General features: G+C 67.1%; 16 protein-coding genes. 7 read left to right on the forward strand and 9 right to left on the reverse strand.

The features are described 5' to 3' along the window. Positions 1–354 precede the first annotated feature (354 nt). The 6 genes from PD284_RS10150 to PD284_RS10175 all read right to left on the reverse strand — a co-directional run bounded on the left by PD284_RS10150 (position 355) and on the right by PD284_RS10175 (position 6,911). The gene (locus tag PD284_RS10150) at positions 355–2,253 is read right to left on the reverse strand and encodes a CHASE2 domain-containing protein (RefSeq protein ID WP_274628078.1); all 1,899 of its coding nucleotides are present in this window, start codon (positions 2,251–2,253) and stop codon (positions 355–357) included. A gap of 6 nt (positions 2,254–2,259) precedes the next feature. After that, the gene (locus PD284_RS10155) at positions 2,260–2,793 is read right to left on the reverse strand and encodes a FecR domain-containing protein (RefSeq protein WP_274628079.1); all 534 of its coding nucleotides are present in this window, start codon (positions 2,791–2,793) and stop codon (positions 2,260–2,262) included. A 126-nt stretch (positions 2,794–2,919) separates the two neighbouring features. Next, the gene (locus tag PD284_RS10160; RefSeq protein WP_274628080.1) at positions 2,920–3,519 is read right to left on the reverse strand and encodes a DUF6969 family protein; all 600 of its coding nucleotides are present in this window, start codon (positions 3,517–3,519) and stop codon (positions 2,920–2,922) included. Between the two features lie 381 nt (positions 3,520–3,900). Beyond that, positions 3,901–5,115 carry a YeeE/YedE family protein gene (locus PD284_RS10165; RefSeq protein ID WP_274628081.1) on the reverse strand — a complete coding sequence of 405 codons (1,215 nt, stop codon included), beginning with the start codon at positions 5,113–5,115 and terminating at the stop codon, positions 3,901–3,903. A gap of 125 nt (positions 5,116–5,240) precedes the next feature. Then, positions 5,241–6,161 (reverse strand): sulfurtransferase, encoded by a 921-nt coding sequence (locus PD284_RS10170; protein ID WP_274628082.1) that lies wholly within the window; start codon positions 6,159–6,161, stop codon positions 5,241–5,243. A gap of 174 nt (positions 6,162–6,335) precedes the next feature. After that, entirely contained in the window at positions 6,336–6,911 is a 576-nt protein-coding gene (locus tag PD284_RS10175) for a nitroreductase family protein (protein ID WP_274628083.1), read from the reverse strand. 161 nt (positions 6,912–7,072) lie between these two features. Between PD284_RS10175 and PD284_RS10180 the strand changes: the two genes are divergently transcribed. After that, on the forward strand, positions 7,073–7,687 hold the full coding sequence (locus PD284_RS10180; RefSeq protein WP_274628084.1) for a hypothetical protein: 615 nt from the start codon (positions 7,073–7,075) through the stop codon (positions 7,685–7,687). 74 nt (positions 7,688–7,761) lie between these two features. Here the strand turns inward: PD284_RS10180 and PD284_RS10185 are convergent, their stop codons facing one another. After that, on the reverse strand, positions 7,762–8,925 hold the full coding sequence (locus PD284_RS10185; RefSeq protein ID WP_274628085.1) for a porin: 1,164 nt from the start codon (positions 8,923–8,925) through the stop codon (positions 7,762–7,764). A gap of 337 nt (positions 8,926–9,262) precedes the next feature. On the opposite strand from PD284_RS10185, the gene PD284_RS10190 reads away from it, so the two are divergent. Next, the gene (locus PD284_RS10190; RefSeq protein WP_274628086.1) at positions 9,263–9,451 is read left to right on the forward strand and encodes a hypothetical protein; all 189 of its coding nucleotides are present in this window, start codon (positions 9,263–9,265) and stop codon (positions 9,449–9,451) included. A 127-nt stretch (positions 9,452–9,578) separates the two neighbouring features. Continuing rightward, positions 9,579–10,505 carry a KPN_02809 family neutral zinc metallopeptidase gene (gene ypfJ, locus PD284_RS10195; RefSeq protein ID WP_274628087.1) on the forward strand — a complete coding sequence of 309 codons (927 nt, stop codon included), beginning with the start codon at positions 9,579–9,581 and terminating at the stop codon, positions 10,503–10,505. A 265-nt stretch (positions 10,506–10,770) separates the two neighbouring features. Here ypfJ and PD284_RS10200 read toward each other — a convergent pair whose 3' ends face one another. After that, the gene (locus PD284_RS10200; protein WP_274628088.1) at positions 10,771–12,381 is read right to left on the reverse strand and encodes an ABC-F family ATP-binding cassette domain-containing protein; all 1,611 of its coding nucleotides are present in this window, start codon (positions 12,379–12,381) and stop codon (positions 10,771–10,773) included. 251 nt (positions 12,382–12,632) lie between these two features. On the opposite strand from PD284_RS10200, the gene PD284_RS10205 reads away from it, so the two are divergent. Then, positions 12,633–13,625 (forward strand): YihY/virulence factor BrkB family protein, encoded by a 993-nt coding sequence (locus tag PD284_RS10205; RefSeq protein WP_274628089.1) that lies wholly within the window; start codon positions 12,633–12,635, stop codon positions 13,623–13,625. 75 nt (positions 13,626–13,700) lie between these two features. On the opposite strand, the gene carA is transcribed toward PD284_RS10205, so the two are convergent. After that, positions 13,701–14,903 carry a glutamine-hydrolyzing carbamoyl-phosphate synthase small subunit gene (gene carA / locus PD284_RS10210; RefSeq protein ID WP_274628090.1) on the reverse strand — a complete coding sequence of 401 codons (1,203 nt, stop codon included), beginning with the start codon at positions 14,901–14,903 and terminating at the stop codon, positions 13,701–13,703. A gap of 289 nt (positions 14,904–15,192) precedes the next feature. On the opposite strand from carA, the gene PD284_RS10215 reads away from it, so the two are divergent. The 3 genes from PD284_RS10215 (at position 15,193) to PD284_RS10225 (ending at position 18,390) form a co-directional block, all read left to right on the forward strand. After that, a complete protein-coding gene (locus PD284_RS10215; RefSeq protein ID WP_274628091.1) occupies positions 15,193–15,642 on the forward strand; it encodes a GatB/YqeY domain-containing protein in 450 nt (149 codons plus the stop codon). 191 nt (positions 15,643–15,833) lie between these two features. After that, on the forward strand, positions 15,834–17,042 hold the full coding sequence (locus tag PD284_RS10220; RefSeq protein WP_274628092.1) for an MFS transporter: 1,209 nt from the start codon (positions 15,834–15,836) through the stop codon (positions 17,040–17,042). 172 nt (positions 17,043–17,214) lie between these two features. Further along, the gene (locus tag PD284_RS10225; RefSeq protein WP_274628093.1) at positions 17,215–18,390 is read left to right on the forward strand and encodes an AI-2E family transporter; all 1,176 of its coding nucleotides are present in this window, start codon (positions 17,215–17,217) and stop codon (positions 18,388–18,390) included. Positions 18,391–18,424 lie beyond the last annotated feature (34 nt).

Genomic DNA, 18,424 nt, shown 5'->3' on the forward strand with positions numbered 1-18,424 from the left:
CCCTAAACGCGAAGAGCACTACCGCTCCAGTGACAGAAACGACGCACTTTCCCGCGAGGCCGTCCGGCAGTTGCGAGCCTCTGACAAATTTTCTCTGGCGAGAAAGAAGCTGTGATTCAAGCAGCATCTTGATAGCGACGGCAGGTTTCAGCTTCCGGCACAATCGAACGAACGGCGGGGTGGGGGCGAAAGCAGACCAGGGAAACTTTGCCCGATCACGCAGATCCAGAATCTGATTCAGCGTTGGCATGAGCCGATATGATCTGGCTGACGTCGAATGGTGAGCGATCCAGCCGATATGGCCCAAGCAAAATGGTCCAGCGGGCCTCGGGATCGCGACACCGGCAGACCTGCTCAGGCAGGCGGAAGATCTGCACCCGACGGCTGCGGCGAGGCGGGGCAGGCGCTCCAGAGCCAGACGGAAAGGGAGCCGGAGCGGCCGCGGATGTCGGTCTCGACCGGACCTTGCAGGCGACCCGCCGCGAACCGGGGCGCGTCGCATCCCGTCGCCTGGAACATCTCGTCGCTCATCGCCATGTCCGCCCCATGCGCGGCGGCGATCTCCATCAGGCGGCTGGCGACGTTGACGGTGTCGCCGGTCGCGGTGACGTGCTGGTGCGTGGCGCCGCCGAGCCGCGAGGCAACGATCGTTCCGTAGTGGGCTCCGATCTTGAACCCCAGCCGCGACGACACGGATGCCGGCCACGCGGCCAGCCAGTCCCGGGTTCGGTCCGCGAGCTTCATGCCGCACTCCGCCGCGCTGCAGGCGTCCTTCTCGGCGGGCTCCGGCAACCCGAACAGGATCATGGCTCCGTCGCCCATGAAGCTGCAGACGATGCCGCCGCAACGCGTGACCTCCTCGTCGACCAGCCGGTGAAAGCTGCTCAACATCTCGCGCGTAGGGCCCGGTCCCAGGGCTTCGCTGATGCCGGTGAAGCCCGACAGGTCGATGAAGACGACGGCGGCGTTCTCCTCGACGGGTTCGGCGAGGAAGTCGCGATGCCCGGCCAGCCAGGCGCCCAGGCCCGGGGCCTGCACACGCTGGAGCAACTCGCTCTCGGTGGCGAAACGGCGGGCGCGATTGCGGTCGAGCCACATTTGCGCTGCTCCGAACAGGATCGCCGGCGGGGCCGCGGCCGCTACGGGCAACGTCGCGCTGAGCCAGATGCCGTTCGCGAAAGCAACGACGTTGAGAACGAGCCATCCCGCCACCACGGCGACCACGGCAGCGAGGCCGAGCGCGCTGCGCCGCCATGCGATCAGCGCCACGATGACCATCGGCAGGACGACGGCGATGCCGGCATCGGCAAGACGGGTGCGGCGGTCGCGCACCAGCCCGCCGTCGGTCATCAGGTTCGAGATCGAGGTGGCGACGACCTCGACGCCGGGCAGCACCGCGTCGAAGGGCGTGGGAAACACGTCGCCGCCGCCCGTCACCGTGGAGCCGATGACGACGACGTGGTTGCGCAGGGGATCGGCTTCCATGCGGCCGGACAGGAGTGTCGCCGCACTGACGGTCCGGATCGTGCCGCTCGGCCCGTAGAAATCGATCGGAAGAAGATGGCCGCGGTCGGTGGCGATGGTCCGGCCGGCGAGCGTGAGGCGATTGGGCTCGATCTGCGGGTCGGCGCCGCTCGCCATGGCGGCGACGCGCAGGGGGAGGGAGGCTTCCAGCCGGTCGCCGGCCCGAAAGAACAGGGGCAGGAACCTGGGCGTTCCGGTCGGGTCCGTCGCCACATTGACGACGCCGACGGCGGCGGAAGCGGAGAAGATGTCGAGCGGCAGCAGGAACCGCTCTGCTTCCGGAAGTTCTGAAGTGAGATCGTCCACGTCGGCGGACACCGCCTCGGTTCCGCCGGCAAAGACGGCTGCCGCCGCGATGACGGCGGGGCTCCCGGCCAGCGCCCTCGCAAGCTCGGCGTCCTTCCCATCCGCGCCTGAATCGAGCAGCAAGAGATCCACGGCGATCGCCTTTGGCGCCTGCCGATCGATCTCCGCCACCAGCCGGGCAAGCACGCCCCGCGGAAGCGGATACTGCCCCGCCTTGCCGGCGGTGTCGTCATCTATGGCGACGATGGTGACGAATTGCGGGGGCGGCTTAGGACCGCGGATCACCGTGCGCACGTCGGCCATGGCCGCCTCGACGCGGTCGAGAAAGCCAAGCTCGCCGCGCAGATACAGCACGCCCAGAGCGACGCCCCACACGCCCGCCAGCAAAAGGGCGGCAAGCGTCTGGAGCGCCCGGCTGGCCATCGCCGATCACTGGCCGAACCGGGCCAGCAATGCGGAGACGCGCGGCTGCGGCCAGCGCTTCACGACGAGGGGGGCGGCGTCCATCTCGACATCGACGCCCTGGCCCGGGCCAAGCGAGACGCCGGCTCCCGTGCCCGGCCGGCCGACATCCACCCGGCCGTTGACGACGAAGACAGAGGTCCTGCGGGCCTGCGCATCGACCGCCCACTTCGTGCCGCGCACCGCGGCAATGGCCTGGGGCGTGACGACGACGAAGCCGGAACCGGAGAGCGTGCGCGACACGTCGAGCAGCAACGCCTTGCGCCTCAGGCGGACGCCGTCAGCGATGCTGTCCCGATCGCGGTCGAGCAGCGAGTATCGGGCGCCGTTCTCGACGATGATCGTCACGCCTCTCTGGCAGCGCAGCACCTGTTGCGTTCCGCCCGAGGCCCGCTGCATCGTGCAGCCGTATCCGGCGGTCTGCGATGTTGCAGAATTCGGCCAGAACAGGATGACAGAAGCGATTGCGGCAGAAATCAGCGATCTGGAGATTTCATGCATGGAACTCTCCCTCATCTGCGCGAGATGCTTCTTTTTCTTAACAGCAGACAAGATGTTCGTGAACCGTGCAGGCTCACGCGGAGAAGCATCTCTTCGGGACGAGCAATCGCCGCCGAGAGGCGAAAGTCACGCGACGCCGGCTTCGGCCTGGCGGATGAGCAGTTCGGAGGTGACCTCGAGCCCGTGGTCGTCGCGCGCGGCGGGGAGCCCGGCGGGGTGCGCGGCAAGCGTCAAGTCGCGGGCGCGGATCAGCTGGGCGATCTCGGTTTCGTATGCGGCGAAAACCGCAGTCAGCCAGCGGTTGACGAGGTAGGACGGGCGCGGCATCTCGACGTCGAAGCGGGGCAGCAGCGCGATCGTCGCCTCGGCGTCCAGCCAGTCGTCGCCGACCACCCACTGGTTGACCGTAAAGAGCCGCGTGATCCCGCCATAGGCGTCGACGCCGATGGCCGCGAGGTGGTGGATGGGACCGTCCGGGCCTTCGGGCCGCAGGAAGCAGTGGAAGTGGCCATGCTCCGGCGCGTCCTCCTCGGCCGGATGGCAATGATAGAACCATTGCGCCCCGCTCGCCGGATCGAAGATGTCGCCGGCCGGGTAGTGGTCCCACGCCTTGATCTCGGCAGTGTCGCGGAACGTCTCCGACAGGACGTTCAGCCCGGCCTTGCGCAACACGTTCTCGCAGAATGCGATCTCGGCCAGCGCTCGGCTCCTGGCGTCCTCGGCCATCGGGCTACCCCTGTCCCTCGGGCCGCTGCTTCGGCGGCGGCGGCGGCGCGAGCTTCGGCTTTGCCGGCGGCGGAGGCGGCGCGAGCTTTGCCGGGGCAGCGGCCGCGCAGGGCGCGCCGGCGGCGCATGGGGCTGCAGCGGGCGGTGGCGGCGGGGCAAGTTTCGCCGGAGTGGCAGCGCACGGAGCGCCGGCTGCGCAGGGCGCCGCCGCGGGGGCGGCGGCCGCGCAGGGCGCTGCAGCGGCACAGGGCGCGCTGCCCCCTGAAGCGGGGGCGGCAGCCTGCGACGCCGGGCGCGGGACCGGATGGTGGTAGTGGTCGACGGCGACCGCGGCCGTTGCTGCGGCGAGTGCTGCGCCGAACAGGAAGGTGTTGCGCGCGCTCATTTCTTTGCGAATCCGTCGAGGCCGAAGAAGGGACGCAGCCAGATGCCGGCCAGCGAGCCGACGAAGGCGGCGGCAAACCACAGCCAGCCATGCAGGCTGCCCGAGGCGATGCCCGAGAACAGCGCGCCGATGTTGCAGCCGAAGGAGAGGCGCGCGCCGTAACCCATCAGGATGCCGCCGACGGCGGCCGCGAGCAGCGAGCCGAGCGGCAGCGCTGCCTTGGGCGCGAATTTCCCGGCGAGGCTGGCGGCCAGGCCGGCGCCGAGGATGATGCCGAAATTCATGACCGAGGTGACGTCGGCGAGCACGCTGGAGTTCAGCGCCTTCTGCGGGCCGGGCCAGTTCCAGAAGGCCCAGGTCTCGACCGGGATGCCGGCGACCTGCGCAGCCTTTGCGCCCCACAGGCCGAAGCCGAAGGTGACGGACCAGGGATGGCCGGCAAGGAGCAGCGTGGCGATGTTGAGGATCGCCATGAGCAGGCCTGCGCCGACCAGCGGCCAGGGGCCGTAGAGGAGCCAGCTCCAGCCCGGGCGCTTCGGCGCGGGCTCGGTCTCGAGGTCGCCGTGGACACGCCGTTCGATCAGTGCGGTGACCAGGGCGACGAGGCCGAGGGCGGCGATCGTCGCCAGGAGGGCAGCGGGCACGCCAAGCTCGCGGCCGAGGTCGATGGAGGGCAAGGAGGGCAGCGCGAGCCACCAGGGCAGGTGGGCGGTGCCGATGACGGCGCCGACGATGAAGAAGAGCAGCGTCACCAGCATGCGCGAGGAACCGCCGCCAACCGTAAAGAGTGTGCCCGATCCGCAGCCGCCTCCGAGCTGCATGCCGAGGCCGAAGATTGCCGCGCCGACGAGCACCGAGACGCCGACCGGGGCGAGCGCGCCCACCAGCGCCTGGCCGCCGAGGCTGCCGGCCGCCAGCAACGGGATCATGGCGATTGCGGCGACGCCGATCATCAGCATCTGGGCGCGGATGCCGCGGCCGCGCTTCTCGACGGCCATGCGACGCCAGCCGCCGGTGAAGCCGAAGGAGCCGTGATGGAGGGCTGCGCCGAGCAACCCGCCGACGAGGAAGAGGGCGGCCTGGCGGAGATCGACCAGGCCGGCGATGACGAGGAAGCCGACGACGAGCGCGCCGCCGGCGACGAGGGCCGGCGCGCGGTCCGTCGCGACGGGCGGCAGGTAGTTCGGTCTTGGAAGGGTCAGGTCAGTCATTGCCGGATTTCGAGGCCGCAAGGCGCGCCTTTTGGAGTTTCAGTTGGATGTCCGAAAACGAGGATGCCCGGAAGGGTTTCCGGACATCCTCGGCTCGGGAGATGCGGGGCCCGTGCCCCGGAGGATCAGGTGCCCGAACGGTTCTCGATCGGGCGCGCCGGGTCGGCCGCCCACTCGGCCATCGAGCCGTCGTACATGCTCGTCTTCTTGTTGCCGAGGACCTCGCTCAAGCCGAACCAGGCGACGGAAGCCCAATGGCCGGTGTTGCAGAAGGCGATGTTCTCCTGATCGGCGGCAAGGCCGACCGCCTCCGACAGGGCTTTCACCGTCTCGGGTCGGGCGAAGGATGCGTACTCGCCGCTGTAGAGGTCGCTGTGCTTGATGTTCACGGCGCCGGGGATGGTGCCTTCGACGCGCACGACGGGGCTCTTCGACTTGCCCTCGAATTGCTCCGCAGGGCGGCCGTCGACGAGCTTGACGCCTGATTTCAGCGCCGCCTCGACCTCGGCCGTCGTCGCAAGCAGGTCTTCCTGAAGCTCATAGGCGAAGGTCGCCGGCTCCGGCTTGGCCGGCTCCGCCACGCGCTCGCCGCCCGCGGCGTCGTACTGGCGCCAGCCGCCATCGAGGATCGAGACCTCGTCGTGGCCGAGATACTTGAACGTCCAGTAGACGCGGGTGGCGCCGCCGAACTCGGAGGAGTCTGTGCCCCAAGGCACGATGACGACGTGGTCGTCATTGTCGATGCCGAGGTCGGCGATCAGCTTGGTGATCTGCTCCAGCGGCGGCAGCATGCCGGGAATGCCCTTCACCTCCGTGCGCCAGCCGGCCGTCGCATAGGGCGCGACCACAGATCCGGTGATGTAGGGCTTGTCGCCGAGATCGGTCTCCGCAATCTTGTCGCGGATGTCGAGGACGACGACGTTCTCCTTGCCGAGGTTGGACTTCACCCACTCCGCGTCGACGAGTGGCGTGATGTCGGCCGACTGGGCGAAAGCCGGCGCGGCAATGCTCGCCGCCAGCGCGAATGCAATGTGCGCGATGCGCATGTTGGACTGCTCCCTGCTCGAATATTCTGCCGTGTTTCTAGCCTTCCGGGCGGGAACAGTCACAGCATGCCGGCCCGGGCGGGGAGAGCTGAATAGAAAAGTGTTCCGATATCCGGTCGTATCGCAGAAAAGGATTTCAATCGGGTCTGAACTCGGGCGGGGACGATCGCGACCTCAACGCGGCGCGACGCTCCCGCCTGTCCAAACGATTTTTGGCCGAGCGCGCGCGCGACCATCGCCGACGGCAGCGGGATAGCCGAGCGTCAACACTGCGAATGGGTCGTAGCCATCGGGCATGCCGAGCAGCTCTCTCGCCGTCTCACTGCGGACCCACAGCATCGGCGCGCCGACCCAGCATGCGCCAAGCCTCCGCGCATGCGCGGAGAGCATGAGATTCTGCCCGGCGCGCGTGCAATCCTGCAGGGCCTGGCCGTGGCTGTCGATCCACCCGCAGACCACTACGACAACGGGGGCATTGAAGAAGACCGAGAAACCGGGCCGGTCCACCCAATCGTAGCCGGGGCCGGGCGGACGGTGATCCTTGGCGTACTGGAGGGCGCTTGCGCCGTAGCCGGCGATCCGTTCGGCCCCTTCGACGACAACGAAGGCAAAAGGCTCTTCGCCACTGGCAGGGGTGGTGGGCGCCTGCGCCGCGTCCCACAGGATGTCTTCCACGAGGCTGCGCTCGACAGTTCGAGGCAGGTAGTCACGGATCGAGCGCCGCGTGTGTATCGCCGTGATGGCGTCCATGATCCTGATCCCGAACCGCCGGCGCGATGATAGCACGGGAAATGCGGAGGGATGAGGAACTGCCGGACCCGCGCGACGCCTTTCTGGTGCTCGTCCCGGCGCGTCCAATTGTCGGGCATCGCGCAGTGTGACAAAACAGGCGCGAAAAGGAGGCGGCGCCAATGCGGCGCTTCGCACTTCATACGCTGCTTGCAGCGGTCACCGTTTTCGCAGGCGGACCTGCCGCAGCCTGGCGCATCTATCCGCCCGACGACCGGCCGGACGAACTCATCGTCGAACTGGACTGGGCCGTCGCGGAGACCGTGCCCCTGAAGTCGCTGCCGGGGCCGTTTGACCGCGCGCTGCGCGATGCGGCCGTGGCGCAAAAACTCTCCTATCGATGGCGATACGACAAGGACGCCGAGGGGCGGGCGGCGTTGGTCGTGGACGCGGCGGGCAGGGCGGCGATCCGGTTCGACTTCGCGGCAAGGGAGCCGTTGGACGGACTGCGCTACGGCGCGGCGGTGGTGCTGATGGGCAGCGACAGCCAGCCGCTCCACACCTTCTATGCGCGTGCGGACACGATGGCGCCGGAGGCGCACAGCCGCTACCTTCAGCGAAGCGTGACGCTCGACCTCGCCCGTGCGCCTGCCTGGTGGCGGGACGTCTCCGCGATCGCCTTTTTTCGTATGAGCTACCACCCCTCGCAGAAGCTTGACGACCGCGAGGTGTGGGACGCCATGCGACGGGCCGTCTGGCATCTGACCAAGGGGCGCGGCAGCGAGCAGAGAGGGTAGGCGTTCCGCGAGGCAGGCACAAAAAAAACCCGGCGGTTGCCCGCCGGGTTCTCACTAACGATCAGCTCAGCCGATCAGAAGCTGCGCTGGAAGCGGACGATACCGCCGAAAGCGTCGTCGCCGGCGCCGTTGTCGTAGTAGTTGACTTCAGGCGTGACCTTGAAGCCCGGGACCAGCTCGTAAGCGACGTTGGCCGCAGCGGCGAAAGCCTCGGAGTCGTCGTAGGCGAGCTGCACGTTGACAGCAGCCTTGTCGGAGACCTGAGCGGTCATGCCGCCCCAGATCGCCCACTCGCCGCCCCACGGCTTGTAGAAGTTGGCGCCCGTCGTGGCGACCAGCAGGTTGCCGGCCGCATCGCGACCGACGACCTCGTCGGCGCTGTCGTCGCCGTAGCCGGCCATGACGAAGAACGTCAGCGAGTCGGTGGCCTTGACGTCCAGGCGAGCCTTGACGGACCAAGCCTCGTGGATGCTGTCGTAGCCGCCGACGAGGCCGACGCTGCCCCAGCCCTGCGTGAACTTCGCACCGGCAACCACGTGCGGGACGTAGCTGTCGATCGAGTAGTCATGGCCGAAGGAATCGTCCGAGCCGGTTTCGAGGGCGACGAGGGCCGAGAAGCCGTTGCCGCCGTTGAAGGTGTAGCTGATCAGGTTCGTGTCGTAGGGAGCGAAGCCGATCATGTCGTCGGCGATGACGCCGCCGGCGTAGTCGAGGAAGGTCGCGAAGGCCGACTCGTCCTTGCCGACGCGGAAGCCGCCGAGCTCGACCCAGGCGAAGTTCAGCGAGACGGAGGTGCCGTCATAGCCGTTGCTGCCGCCGGGCACCAGGTTACCGTTGCCGTCCGGGAAGATCGCCGGGCCGCTCGTGCCGCCGTTGCCCCAGGTGAAGCGGGTCTCGGTGAACGTGCGGAGGGTGCCGAGCTCAGTCTCGGTGCCGGTCCAGGTCTGCAGCGACAGACGCGCGTACTTGTCCCAGGTCTGGCCTGCGGAACCGTCCTTGTGCTCGACCGTGGAACGCTCCCAGAGGTCGCCGCCGGCGGCCTGGTAACGGACGTAGCCGCCGATGCGCAGGCAGGTCTCGGTGCCCGGGATGTAGAAGTAGCCGCTGCCGTACACGTCGCAAACGCGAACGTATTCAACGGGCTCCGGCTCGGCGATGACGATTGCGTCTGCAGCGCGCGCGCCGGACACTGCCACGAGAGCCGCGGCTGAGCCGAGAAGAAGGCTCTTGATGTTCATTCTCTGGGATCTCCTAAAACTATGCATGCTTGCAGGCGCCTGTCTTCGCCTCCTCCCAAGAATGACGAATCAAATCCTACGTGCGACTAACCCCGCACGGGCCGACTAGCAGCCTTGAGCGGGGAGCGGGCAACAAATCGGTGCCCGGCGGTCAGGTTTTCGTGTGCCGTGGCCAAAGGGGCACAGTGTTCATATCGCTTGAGCGATGACGCCGCCGGAGGGTTGAAGGGCCTGCTGCATGCCCCTGCGCGATGCGCAAAATCGGCAGTTCCGGGGAACGGCGGCACTTCGACTGCGTTGTTGAGCACACACATCCATCCGAGAGCGGAGACACGCCATGGGCATCGAGCAGGCACCGACGAAGACGGGCAAGGAGGCGGCCCGGGACCTCAGGAAGTCGACCGCGCAAGAGGAGCGGAAGGTGGAAGCCCGGAAGGGCAGCGACCTGAAGAAAGGGGAACAGCGCTTCGAGGAGCGCGCGAAGAGTTCGGACGGCCGCAGCGCGGGCGCCAAACAGCGCGACTAGCGAGCCGACTGCCCGGGTTCGGTCTCATACCAGTTTTCCTGTGACTTGATCCGACCCATCCTGTATTTATCGGGCATTCGTGCCGGCGAACCGCCGGCCGAATGCCAGCGTTTTGAGGGATGCTACGATGCTTTGGAAGGGTCGCCGTCAGAGTTCCAACATCGAGGACCAGCGTGGCCGGAGCGGTGGCGGTTTTCCCGGGGGGTTCCCCGGCGGCGGGCCGGGCAGGGTGCGCATCCCGATCGGGCGCAGCGCCGGAGGCGGCGGACTCGGCACCATCGTCATCCTGGTCGTCCTGTTCTTTGCCCTGCGCGCCTGCGGCATAGATCCCCTCGACATGCTGGCTGGCGGCGGTGCGCCTGGCGGCGGCGGGCAGATAACGGATAACCGGACAAGTCCCGGCGGGACGCAAAGCGCCGACGAGATGAAGCAGTTCGTGTCGACGGTGCTGGCCGAGACGGAAGACGTCTGGAACGGCATCTTCCAGGCCGAAGGCGAAACCTACCGCGAGCCCACGCTGACGCTGTTTTCGGACCAAATCCGCTCGGCTTGCGGCTTCGCGTCGTCCGCGTCGGGGCCGTTCTACTGCCCTGGCGACCAGAAGGTCTATCTCGACACCAGCTTCTTCGCCCAGCTCGACCAGCAGTTCGGCGCGTCCGGCGACTTCGCGCAGGCCTACGTCATTGCGCACGAGGTGGGCCACCACGTGCAGAACCTGATCGGCGTGCTGCCCAAGTTCAACCAGATGCGGCAAAGCATGAACGAGGTCGAGGCCAACCAGATGTCGATGCGCGTCGAGCTGCAGGCAGACTGCTTCGCGGGCGTCTGGGGCCACTTCACGGCGCAGAAGGGTCTGCTCGAAGAGGGTGACGTCGAAGAGGCGCTGAACGCCGCCCAGCAGATCGGCGACGACACGCTGCAGAAGCGCACGCAGGGCTATGTCGTGCCGGAGAGCTTCAATCACGGCACATCCGAGCAGCGCCAGACCTGGTTCGCGCGCGGCTTCAGGAGCGGCAAGCTCGCCGACTGCGATACGTTCAACAACCCGATCTGATGGATTCGCATGAGGCCGGTCTGCAAATGGCGTCGTCCTGTGGTCCGGTGCTCACGGACCTGATGTCCGCTCCGCTCCGGTCCTCGAACGCCACCATTTTCGACACGGCCTGATGCGAATCCGCGTCGCGCCCGGCGGTCTGCAAATGGCGTCGTCCTGCGGTCCGGTGCTCACGGACCTGATGTCCGCTCCGCTCCGGTCCTCGAACGCCACCATTTTCGACGCGGCCTGATGCGAATCCGCGTCGCGCCGGGCGGTCTGCCGATCAAGTTGCCGGCCTCGCTCCATATCCGGACAATGGCAGTTCCAGACGGCGCGTGATGCCGATGGCCTGCAGGAACGCCTCGTCATGGCTGACGGCCAGGAGGGCGCCGTCATAGGCTCTCAGCCCTGCCTCGACTGCTTCGATCGCATCGATGTCGAGGTGGTTCGTGGGCTCGTCCAGGACAAGCAGTTTCGGCGGCGCGGCTCCGCCGATCACGCAGGCGAGTGCTGCGCGCAGCAACTGTCCGCCGCTGAGCGTCGAGACAGTCTGAAGCGCTGCGTCGGCGCGGAACATGAAGCGGGCAAGAGCGGCCCGGCAGTCATTTTCGCTCGCACCAGGGTTCAGGCGAAGGAAATTGTCACGGATTGTGGACGCGGACTCGAGCAAGCTCGCGCGCTGGTCGAGCATGGCGAACGGCACGCCGCGCCGGATGGAGCCCGACCAGGGCTGCAACTGACCGGTCGCCAGCGCGAGCAGCGTGGTCTTGCCCGAACCATTGGGGCCGATGACCGCGACTCGTTCGGGACCGGTTATCGTGAAGGACAGGTCGCGAAGGATCGGCCGGCGGGGCTCGTAGCCCGCGGTCACGGTGTCGAAGGCAAGCACCATCCTGCCGGCCGGGAGATCGGTCGGCGGCAACGCGAACGACAGCGGCTGGAGGACCTCGATGCGTCGGCGCGCGGCTTCCGCCGCTTCCATCGCCTGGTTGCGCCTGTCTTCGGCCAGCCGGGCGCTGGCGCCGCTCGTATTCTCGCTGCGGTTCTTCAGCCCGCCGATCATGATGCGGGGAATGTCGCCCTTGCGTGCCTTCCTCTGGCCGGCTGCGTCGTTGCGGGCCTTGCGTTCCGCCCTCTGCTGCGCGCTGCGCTGAACCTCTGCGACCTGTCGCTCCGCATCCGACAAGTCGTGCCGTGCAGCGGCGAGCTCCAGCGCCTTGCGTTCTCGGTAGCAGCTCCAGTTGCCGCCGTAACGCGTGGCGCCGAGCGTCGTCAGCTCGACGATGGCATCCATCGTGTCGAGCAGATCGCGGTCATGGCTGACGACGATGGCGCCGGCGCGCCAGCCTGCGAGAAGCTCGATCACGGCCTGCCGGCCCTCGCGGTCGAGATTGTTGGTCGGCTCGTCGAGCAGCAGGAAATCGGGTTCGGAGAAGACGAGTGCGGCCAGGCCCGCGCGCGTGCGCTGGCCGCCGGAGAGTTCGATCAGCGGCGTCTCGGGGCGAACGTCAAGGCCGAGGCGGGCCAGCGCGGCGGCAAGGCGCGTCTCGAGCGTCCAGTCGGCATGTGAAAGTTCGTCCAAGGTTGCTTCGCCGCTGTCGGCACGGCGCAGGAGCGCCAAGCCTTCGACAACGCCGAAAAGATCGGCGACGGTCTCGTCCGGCTCGACCTGCACGGTCTGGCGCAAAACGCCCAGCGTAGCGTCCGTGGAGACCGCCCCGGAGAGCGGCGCCAACTCGCCCGCGATGATCCTGAGGAGTGTCGTCTTGCCGACGCCGTTGCGTCCGACGAGTCCCGCGCGTTCGCGGCCGAAGCTCAGGTCGAGATTGGAGAAGAGGGGGCGGCCCTCAGGCGTGGACCAGGCAAGACTGGAAAGGGTGATGGAAGCAGGCATGGATATGGAGTTCCCCGGCGGCAAGGCGAAGTGGCGTTGCGGTCGGGTTGAAATCCATTGCTGTGCGCATCCTGTTGGTCTGGCTGTTCGGCGAGATAAAGGCTCGAAGCCCGAATTTCAACCGTCGGCTGTTCTGCCGCCGAGGCGGGCGCTGGAACACGGTGGTCGCCGGCAGTGCGGGCTCCGGCTTCCGTCTTGAACCAAATGCGCACGCCGGCGTTCGTGTCAAAGAGCGAGCATGGGCAGCGGCAATGGACGAGAAAAAGACGATCGATCCCAGAACGTCGCGTGTGGATTGGGGCGATGGCGCGCCAGGGCGGAAGGCGCGGCGGCCGGGGGAACTGTCGGGGCGCGCCTGGTGGCGCATCCTGAAACGGGTCTGGAACGAGGTGAATGACGACCGCGTGCTGTTGATCGCAGCGGGCGCCACCTACTATCTGCTGCTTGCCCTGTTTCCGGCGCTGGCGGCTTTCGTGTCGATCTACGGATTCGTCGCGGATCCGCGCACCATCGCGGAGCATGTCGCCTTCCTGGGAGGCATGCTGCCGCGCGGCGGACTGGACATCATCAGCAACCAGCTCAACGCACTGGCTTCACAGGACCGGGAGGCGCTCAGCATCGGCTTTGTCAGCGGTCTCGTCATCGCGCTGTGGAGCGCCAACAGCGGCGTGAAGGCGCTCTTCGACGCGATGAACATCGCCTATGACGAAACCGAGAAGCGCGGGTTCATCCGGCTGAATCTCTGGTCGGGCTTCTTCACGCTCGGCGCGATCCTCATTGGCGTGGTGCTGATGGTCTCGGTCGGCGTGGTGCCTGCGGTGCTCGCGCTGCTCAGGCTCGGTCCCTGGACCGAAACGATCATCTCGCTGGCGCGGTGGCCGCTGATGCTCGTCTTCATCTGGCTCGGCATCGCGCTGATGTACCGGTACGGCCCCTCGCGGGAGCGGGCCAAGTGGCGTTGGCTCACCTGGGGCGCGACGCTCGCCACGGTCGTCTGGGTGGTCGTGTCGGCGGGCTTTTCCTACTACCTGCAGAACTTTGCGGACTACAACGCCACCTACGGATCGCTGGGGGCCGTCATCGGCTTCATGATCTGGGTGTGGCTGTCGGTCACCATCCTCATCGTGGGCGCGGAGCTGAACTCCGAGATGGAGCACCAGACCGCGGTCGATTCCACCACGGGCCCGCCGCAGCCGATGGGCGAGCGGGGCGCGCACATGGCGGATCATGTGGCGAAGAGTTGACGACAGCGTGCGCGACGACGCATTCCGACCGGCGGCATCAGCGCCGGTCAGGAGACGGGCATGCGGCGCCGGAGACTACCGCTCGGCCAGTGCGGGCTCGCCCTTCTTCTCGCGGATGAGATTGACGAAACGCTTGAAGAGGTAGTGCGAATCCTGGGGGCCGGGCGAAGCCTCGGGATGGTGCTGGACCGAGAAGACGGGCCTGCCCTTGAGCGCGATACCGCAATTCGAGCCGTCGAACAGCGAAACGTGAGTCTCCTCAACGCCTTCCGGCAGCGATTTCGAGTCCACCGCGAAGCCGTGGTTCATCGAGACGATCTCGACCTTGCCGGTGGTGTGGTCCTTCACCGGATGGTTGGCGCCGTGATGACCCTGGTGCATCTTCACCGTCTTGCCGCCGAGCGCCCGCGCCAGCATCTGGTGGCCGAGGCAGATGCCGAAGACGGGGATGTCGGTCTTGAGCAGGTCCTTGATCACCGGCTCGGCATATTCGCCGGTGGCGGCCGGGTCGCCGGGGCCGTTGGACAGGAAGATGCCGTCGGGCTGCATGGCGAGGATCTGGTCAGCGCCGGTGCTGGCCGGGACCACGGTCACCTTGGCGCCAAGGCCGGTGAGCAGGCGCAGGATGTTGCGCTTGACGCCATAGTCGATCGCCACGACGTGCATGGAAGCCTGTTCCTGCGTGGAGTAGCCCTCGTTCCAGACCCATGGCGTTTCCGTCCACTGCGAGGACTGGCCGGACGTGACCTCCTTGGCCAGGTCGAGGCCGACGAGGCCCGACCAGGCTTTCGCCTGGCGCTTCAGGTCCTCGACATCGAACTTGCCGTCGGGCGCATGCGCGATGACGGCATTCGCCGCGCCCTTCTCGCGGATCAGGGCGGTCAGCGCGCGCGTGTCGATGCCCGACATGGCGATGACGCCGCGGCGCTTCAGCCACTGGTCCAGGTGGCCGGCGGCGCGGTAGTTCGACGGGTCGGTGACGTTCGCCTTGAACACGGCGCCGACGGCGCCGAAGCGCGCGGCGGGCGTCAGGTCCTCGATGTCCTCGTCATTGGCGCCGACATTGCCGATGTGGGGAAAGGTGAAGGTGACGATCTGGCCTGCATAGGACGGGTCGGTCAGGATTTCCTGATACCCGGTCAGCGCCGTGTTGAAGCAAACCTCGGCCACGGCCGTTCCCGCAGCGCCAAGTCCGCGCCCCTCGATGACCGTGCCGTCAGCCAGGACCAGCAGTGCGGTCGGCTTCTCGATCTCCCAGGCGGGTGTCTTAGCGGTCAAGGTCGTGCTCCATCGGTGGCGCGCCGCGCCCCTTGAACACAGGTCCGTCCAGGGCCATATGGCGCAGCGAAAAGCACGGGTTGCCGCCATCCGGCGACCTCCCATGCGCGAAAACATAGTCCATGCAAGGCGCGGAACATAGGGTATGGCCGGTGACGGGTCAACTGTCCCATCGTCTCCGCAGGCAAAATAGTTTCATCAACGAATCCAATGGCTTGAAGTCGGGCAGCCGAATTGCTTCGGCAGTGCGGCAAGGCTATTCTGATAGACGCTGCGACAGGAGACCAAGATGCGCGAGCAAATTTCCGAGGCCTTGAAGACGGCCATCCGGACACAGGACAAGAAACGGACAGGGACGCTGCGGCTGATCAATGCCGCAATCCAGGACCGCGACATCGCCAATCGCGGGCAGGGAAAGGACCAGGTCAACGACGACGAGATCCTGCAGATCCTGACCAAGATGGTGAAGCAGCGCGAGGAATCCGCCAAGGCCTTCGAAGAGGGCAACCGCGTCGAACTCGCCGAACAGGAGCGCGACGAGATCGCGATCATCCGCGACTTCATGCCGAAGCAGCTCGGCGACGACCAGGTGCGCAACGCCTGCCAGCAGGTGATCAAGGAAGTCGGCGCCGACGGCCTGCGCGACATGGGCAAATGCATGAACGCGCTGAAGGAAAAGTTTCCCGGCCAGATGGATTTCGGCAAGGCGAGCGGCATCGTGAAGGGAATGCTCCAGTAGAGTCCGGGTACATTCCCAGAGCAGTCTGAGGCGACGTTCGGCGGGGTTCCGATGGTCGGGGTGGACGTGAATCGCATCTTGATTGGAACGGGCGCCGGCCCGGACGGCCCGGGCTGGGGCGCAATTAGCCTCCGGCCCGAGCCGCCAGTCGAATCCGCCATCGCCAGGGCCGCGCGCCGCCAGAGTGCAGCGTGAAGCCTGCCGCAGGGGGCGGGGGCTGGTTCATAAGCGCCCTTGGCGCAGCGCAGCTATGCTCGTGGGGGACGCTGTTCTACGGCTTTCCCCTGATCGCCGAGGCGATGCGTGCGGAGCTCGGCTGGTCGAAGGCGACGCTCTACGGGGCGGCGACGCTCGGCATGCTTCTGGCCGGCCTTGCGGCATATCCAGTAGGGGCGGCGATCGACCGGGGCCATGGTCGGATCTTGATGTCGGGCGCATCCGTGCTTGCAGGCCTGCTACTCGTCGCCTGGTCGCAGGTCGATGGCCTGGTCTCCTTCTATGCGGTTCTGGCTGTCCTCGGCTGCATGCAAGCTGCCACACTCTACGAGCCGGCCTTCGCCGTCGTCGCCCGTCGCGTGGGGGCCGCCAATGCGCGCCGCGGCATCACGGCGCTGACGCTGTGGGGCGGCTTCGCCAGCACAGTCTTCATTCCGATCATCCAGTTCCTGATCGAAACCCAGGGGTGGCGCGGGGCGCTGCTGGCCATGGCGGCCGTCAATGTGATCGTCTGCGGCGGCCTGAACTTCCTCGCCATCGATCAGCCTCGTGATGTCCCCGTCCGCGCTGCGGAGCCCGGCGAGCCGCTGCCGGTCGCCGGCCGCGCGGCAGTCGCAGCTGCCATGCGCAGACCGTCCTTCTGGGGCCTGATGCTGGCCTTCGTCTCCTACGCATTCGCGTTCTCGTCGCTGACGTATCATTTCTTCCCGCTGCTGCTCGAGCGGGGCCTCGATTCGACGGGCGCGGTCGCGGTGCTGACCGTCATCGGGCCGGCGCAGGTGGCAGGCCGCTTCCTGATCGGGGCTTTCGCCCCGGACGCGCCCCTGCGTTGGTTGGGATCGGCCATCGTCGTGGTGTTTCCGTTTGCCGTGATCGGCTTTGCTCTGGCGCCACCCGACGTGCTGGTGATCGCCGCCGTCGCGGTGTTCTACGGGGCGGCCAACGGCATGATCACCATCGTGCGCGGCATGGCCGTGCCCGAAATGGTGTCGCGCGACGGCTATGGGGCGATCAACGGGTCGCTCGTCGCCCCGATGAACGTGATGACGGCGCTGGCGCCGCTGGGGGCCGCGCTGCTTTGGCAGGCGAGTGGCGGCTACGGCGCGGTGCTCGGCGCCATCTTCGCCGGATCGCTGACGCTTTGCGCCGGTTTCTGGTTTGCGGCGTGGAAGGCGAGAGTGTGAGGCGCGGAAGCATGCCCAGCCTGCCGAAAGTCGCCGACCGACGCTGCGGCAAGGGGGCTTGAACTCGAAGATGGCAAAACAAGACGCCACGGCAACCATTGCGCACCGCGCAAAGTTCTTGCCAATATTCGGGTGCGGGGCGTAGTCACTCCGCAACAGTCGAGGACCGCAGTTGAACGAAATCGAGCGACCCAAGAAGCGTGCGCCGCAGTGGCTGGGCAATTCCGCGCCCGGCACGGCGCTCATATCGCCCGTTTCAGCGGCGCGATGGCTGCTCGTCCTCGTCTTCGCAGCGGGCATCTATTTCTTCCACGGCTTCCTGGTGCCTGTTCTGGCGGCGCTGGTCATCGCCTTCGCCAGCTGGCCGATCTACCAGGACCTCCTGCGCCGCGTCGGCGGCAACCGGACCACCGCCGCATCGGTCGCCATCCTCCTGATCCTCGGCTTCCTCGTCCTGCCGGTCATCGTCGCCGTCAGCTATACGGTCGACGAGATCACCCAGTGGTTCAACTGGGCCGTGGAGACCAATCGTACCGGCGCGATCACGCCTGACTGGATCACAGCGCTGCCGATCGTGGGGACGTGGCTCGACGAACAGTGGCTGCGCTACATCGGGCATCCCGGCGCGGTCGGGGAACTCGTGCAACTGATCAGCGGCGCCAATATCGGCAGCATCTACCGCGGGCTGCTGGCGGCGGGCACAGGCGTCTTCGACCTATTCCTGACCCTGCTGTTCATGCTGATCGCGCTGTTCTTCGTCTATCGCGACGGCGCCGGCTTCGCCGCGCAGATCGACACGATCGGCGAGCGCGTGTTCCCGGAGCGTTGGGAGCGCATCTCCCGCATCGTGCCGGCGACCATCAGCTCGACCGTCATGGGCATGACGCTGATCGCCATCGGCGAGGGCATCGTGCTCGGCGTCGCCTACTGGATCGCCGGCGTGCCGTCACCAGTGACGCTCGGGGTGCTGACGGGCATCATGGCGCTGATACCGGGCGGCGCGCCGCTGTCCTTCAGCCTTGTCTCGGTCTATCTCATCGCCAGCGGGTCGCCGATCGCCGGCATCGGCCTGTTCGCCTGGGGCTCGATCGAGCTTTTCATCGTCGACAAGACGCTGCGGCCGAGGCTGGTCGGCGGTCCCATTAAACTGCCCTTCCTGCCGACCTTCTTCGGGCTCATCGGCGGGGTGAAGACCATGGGCTTCCTGGGATTGTTCGTCGGACCGGTGCTGATGGCGCTGCTCGTCGCGATCTGGCGGGAATGGGTGCGTGAAGTCGATCAGTCGAACCAGGCGCTCGCGGCAGCGGCGCTGCCGGGGCGCGAGGGCAATCTTCCACGCCAGCGCTGACCTGGAGCCGCGGTCTGTCGAATGCCAGTCCGCC

Source organism: Mesorhizobium shangrilense (assembly GCF_028826155.1).
Taxonomy (GTDB): Bacteria; Pseudomonadota; Alphaproteobacteria; order Rhizobiales; family Rhizobiaceae; genus Arvimicrobium; species Arvimicrobium flavum.

Coding starts and splice junctions, on each gene's coding strand:
- PD284_RS10150 (WP_274628078.1), bottom strand. CDS start 2,253: ATGGCCAGCCGGGCGCTCCAGACGCTTGCCGCCCTTTTGCTGGCGGGC.
- PD284_RS10155 (WP_274628079.1), bottom strand. CDS start 2,793: ATGCATGAAATCTCCAGATCGCTGATTTCTGCCGCAATCGCTTCTGTC.
- PD284_RS10160 (WP_274628080.1), bottom strand. CDS start 3,519: ATGGCCGAGGACGCCAGGAGCCGAGCGCTGGCCGAGATCGCATTCTGC.
- PD284_RS10165 (WP_274628081.1), bottom strand. CDS start 5,115: ATGACTGACCTGACCCTTCCAAGACCGAACTACCTGCCGCCCGTCGCG.
- PD284_RS10170 (WP_274628082.1), bottom strand. CDS start 6,161: ATGCGCATCGCGCACATTGCATTCGCGCTGGCGGCGAGCATTGCCGCG.
- PD284_RS10175 (WP_274628083.1), bottom strand. CDS start 6,911: ATGGACGCCATCACGGCGATACACACGCGGCGCTCGATCCGTGACTAC.
- PD284_RS10180 (WP_274628084.1), top strand. CDS start 7,073: ATGCGGCGCTTCGCACTTCATACGCTGCTTGCAGCGGTCACCGTTTTC.
- PD284_RS10185 (WP_274628085.1), bottom strand. CDS start 8,925: ATGAACATCAAGAGCCTTCTTCTCGGCTCAGCCGCGGCTCTCGTGGCA.
- PD284_RS10190 (WP_274628086.1), top strand. CDS start 9,263: ATGGGCATCGAGCAGGCACCGACGAAGACGGGCAAGGAGGCGGCCCGG.
- ypfJ (WP_274628087.1), top strand. CDS start 9,579: ATGCTTTGGAAGGGTCGCCGTCAGAGTTCCAACATCGAGGACCAGCGT.
- PD284_RS10200 (WP_274628088.1), bottom strand. CDS start 12,381: ATGCCTGCTTCCATCACCCTTTCCAGTCTTGCCTGGTCCACGCCTGAG.
- PD284_RS10205 (WP_274628089.1), top strand. CDS start 12,633: ATGGACGAGAAAAAGACGATCGATCCCAGAACGTCGCGTGTGGATTGG.
- PD284_RS10215 (WP_274628091.1), top strand. CDS start 15,193: ATGCGCGAGCAAATTTCCGAGGCCTTGAAGACGGCCATCCGGACACAG.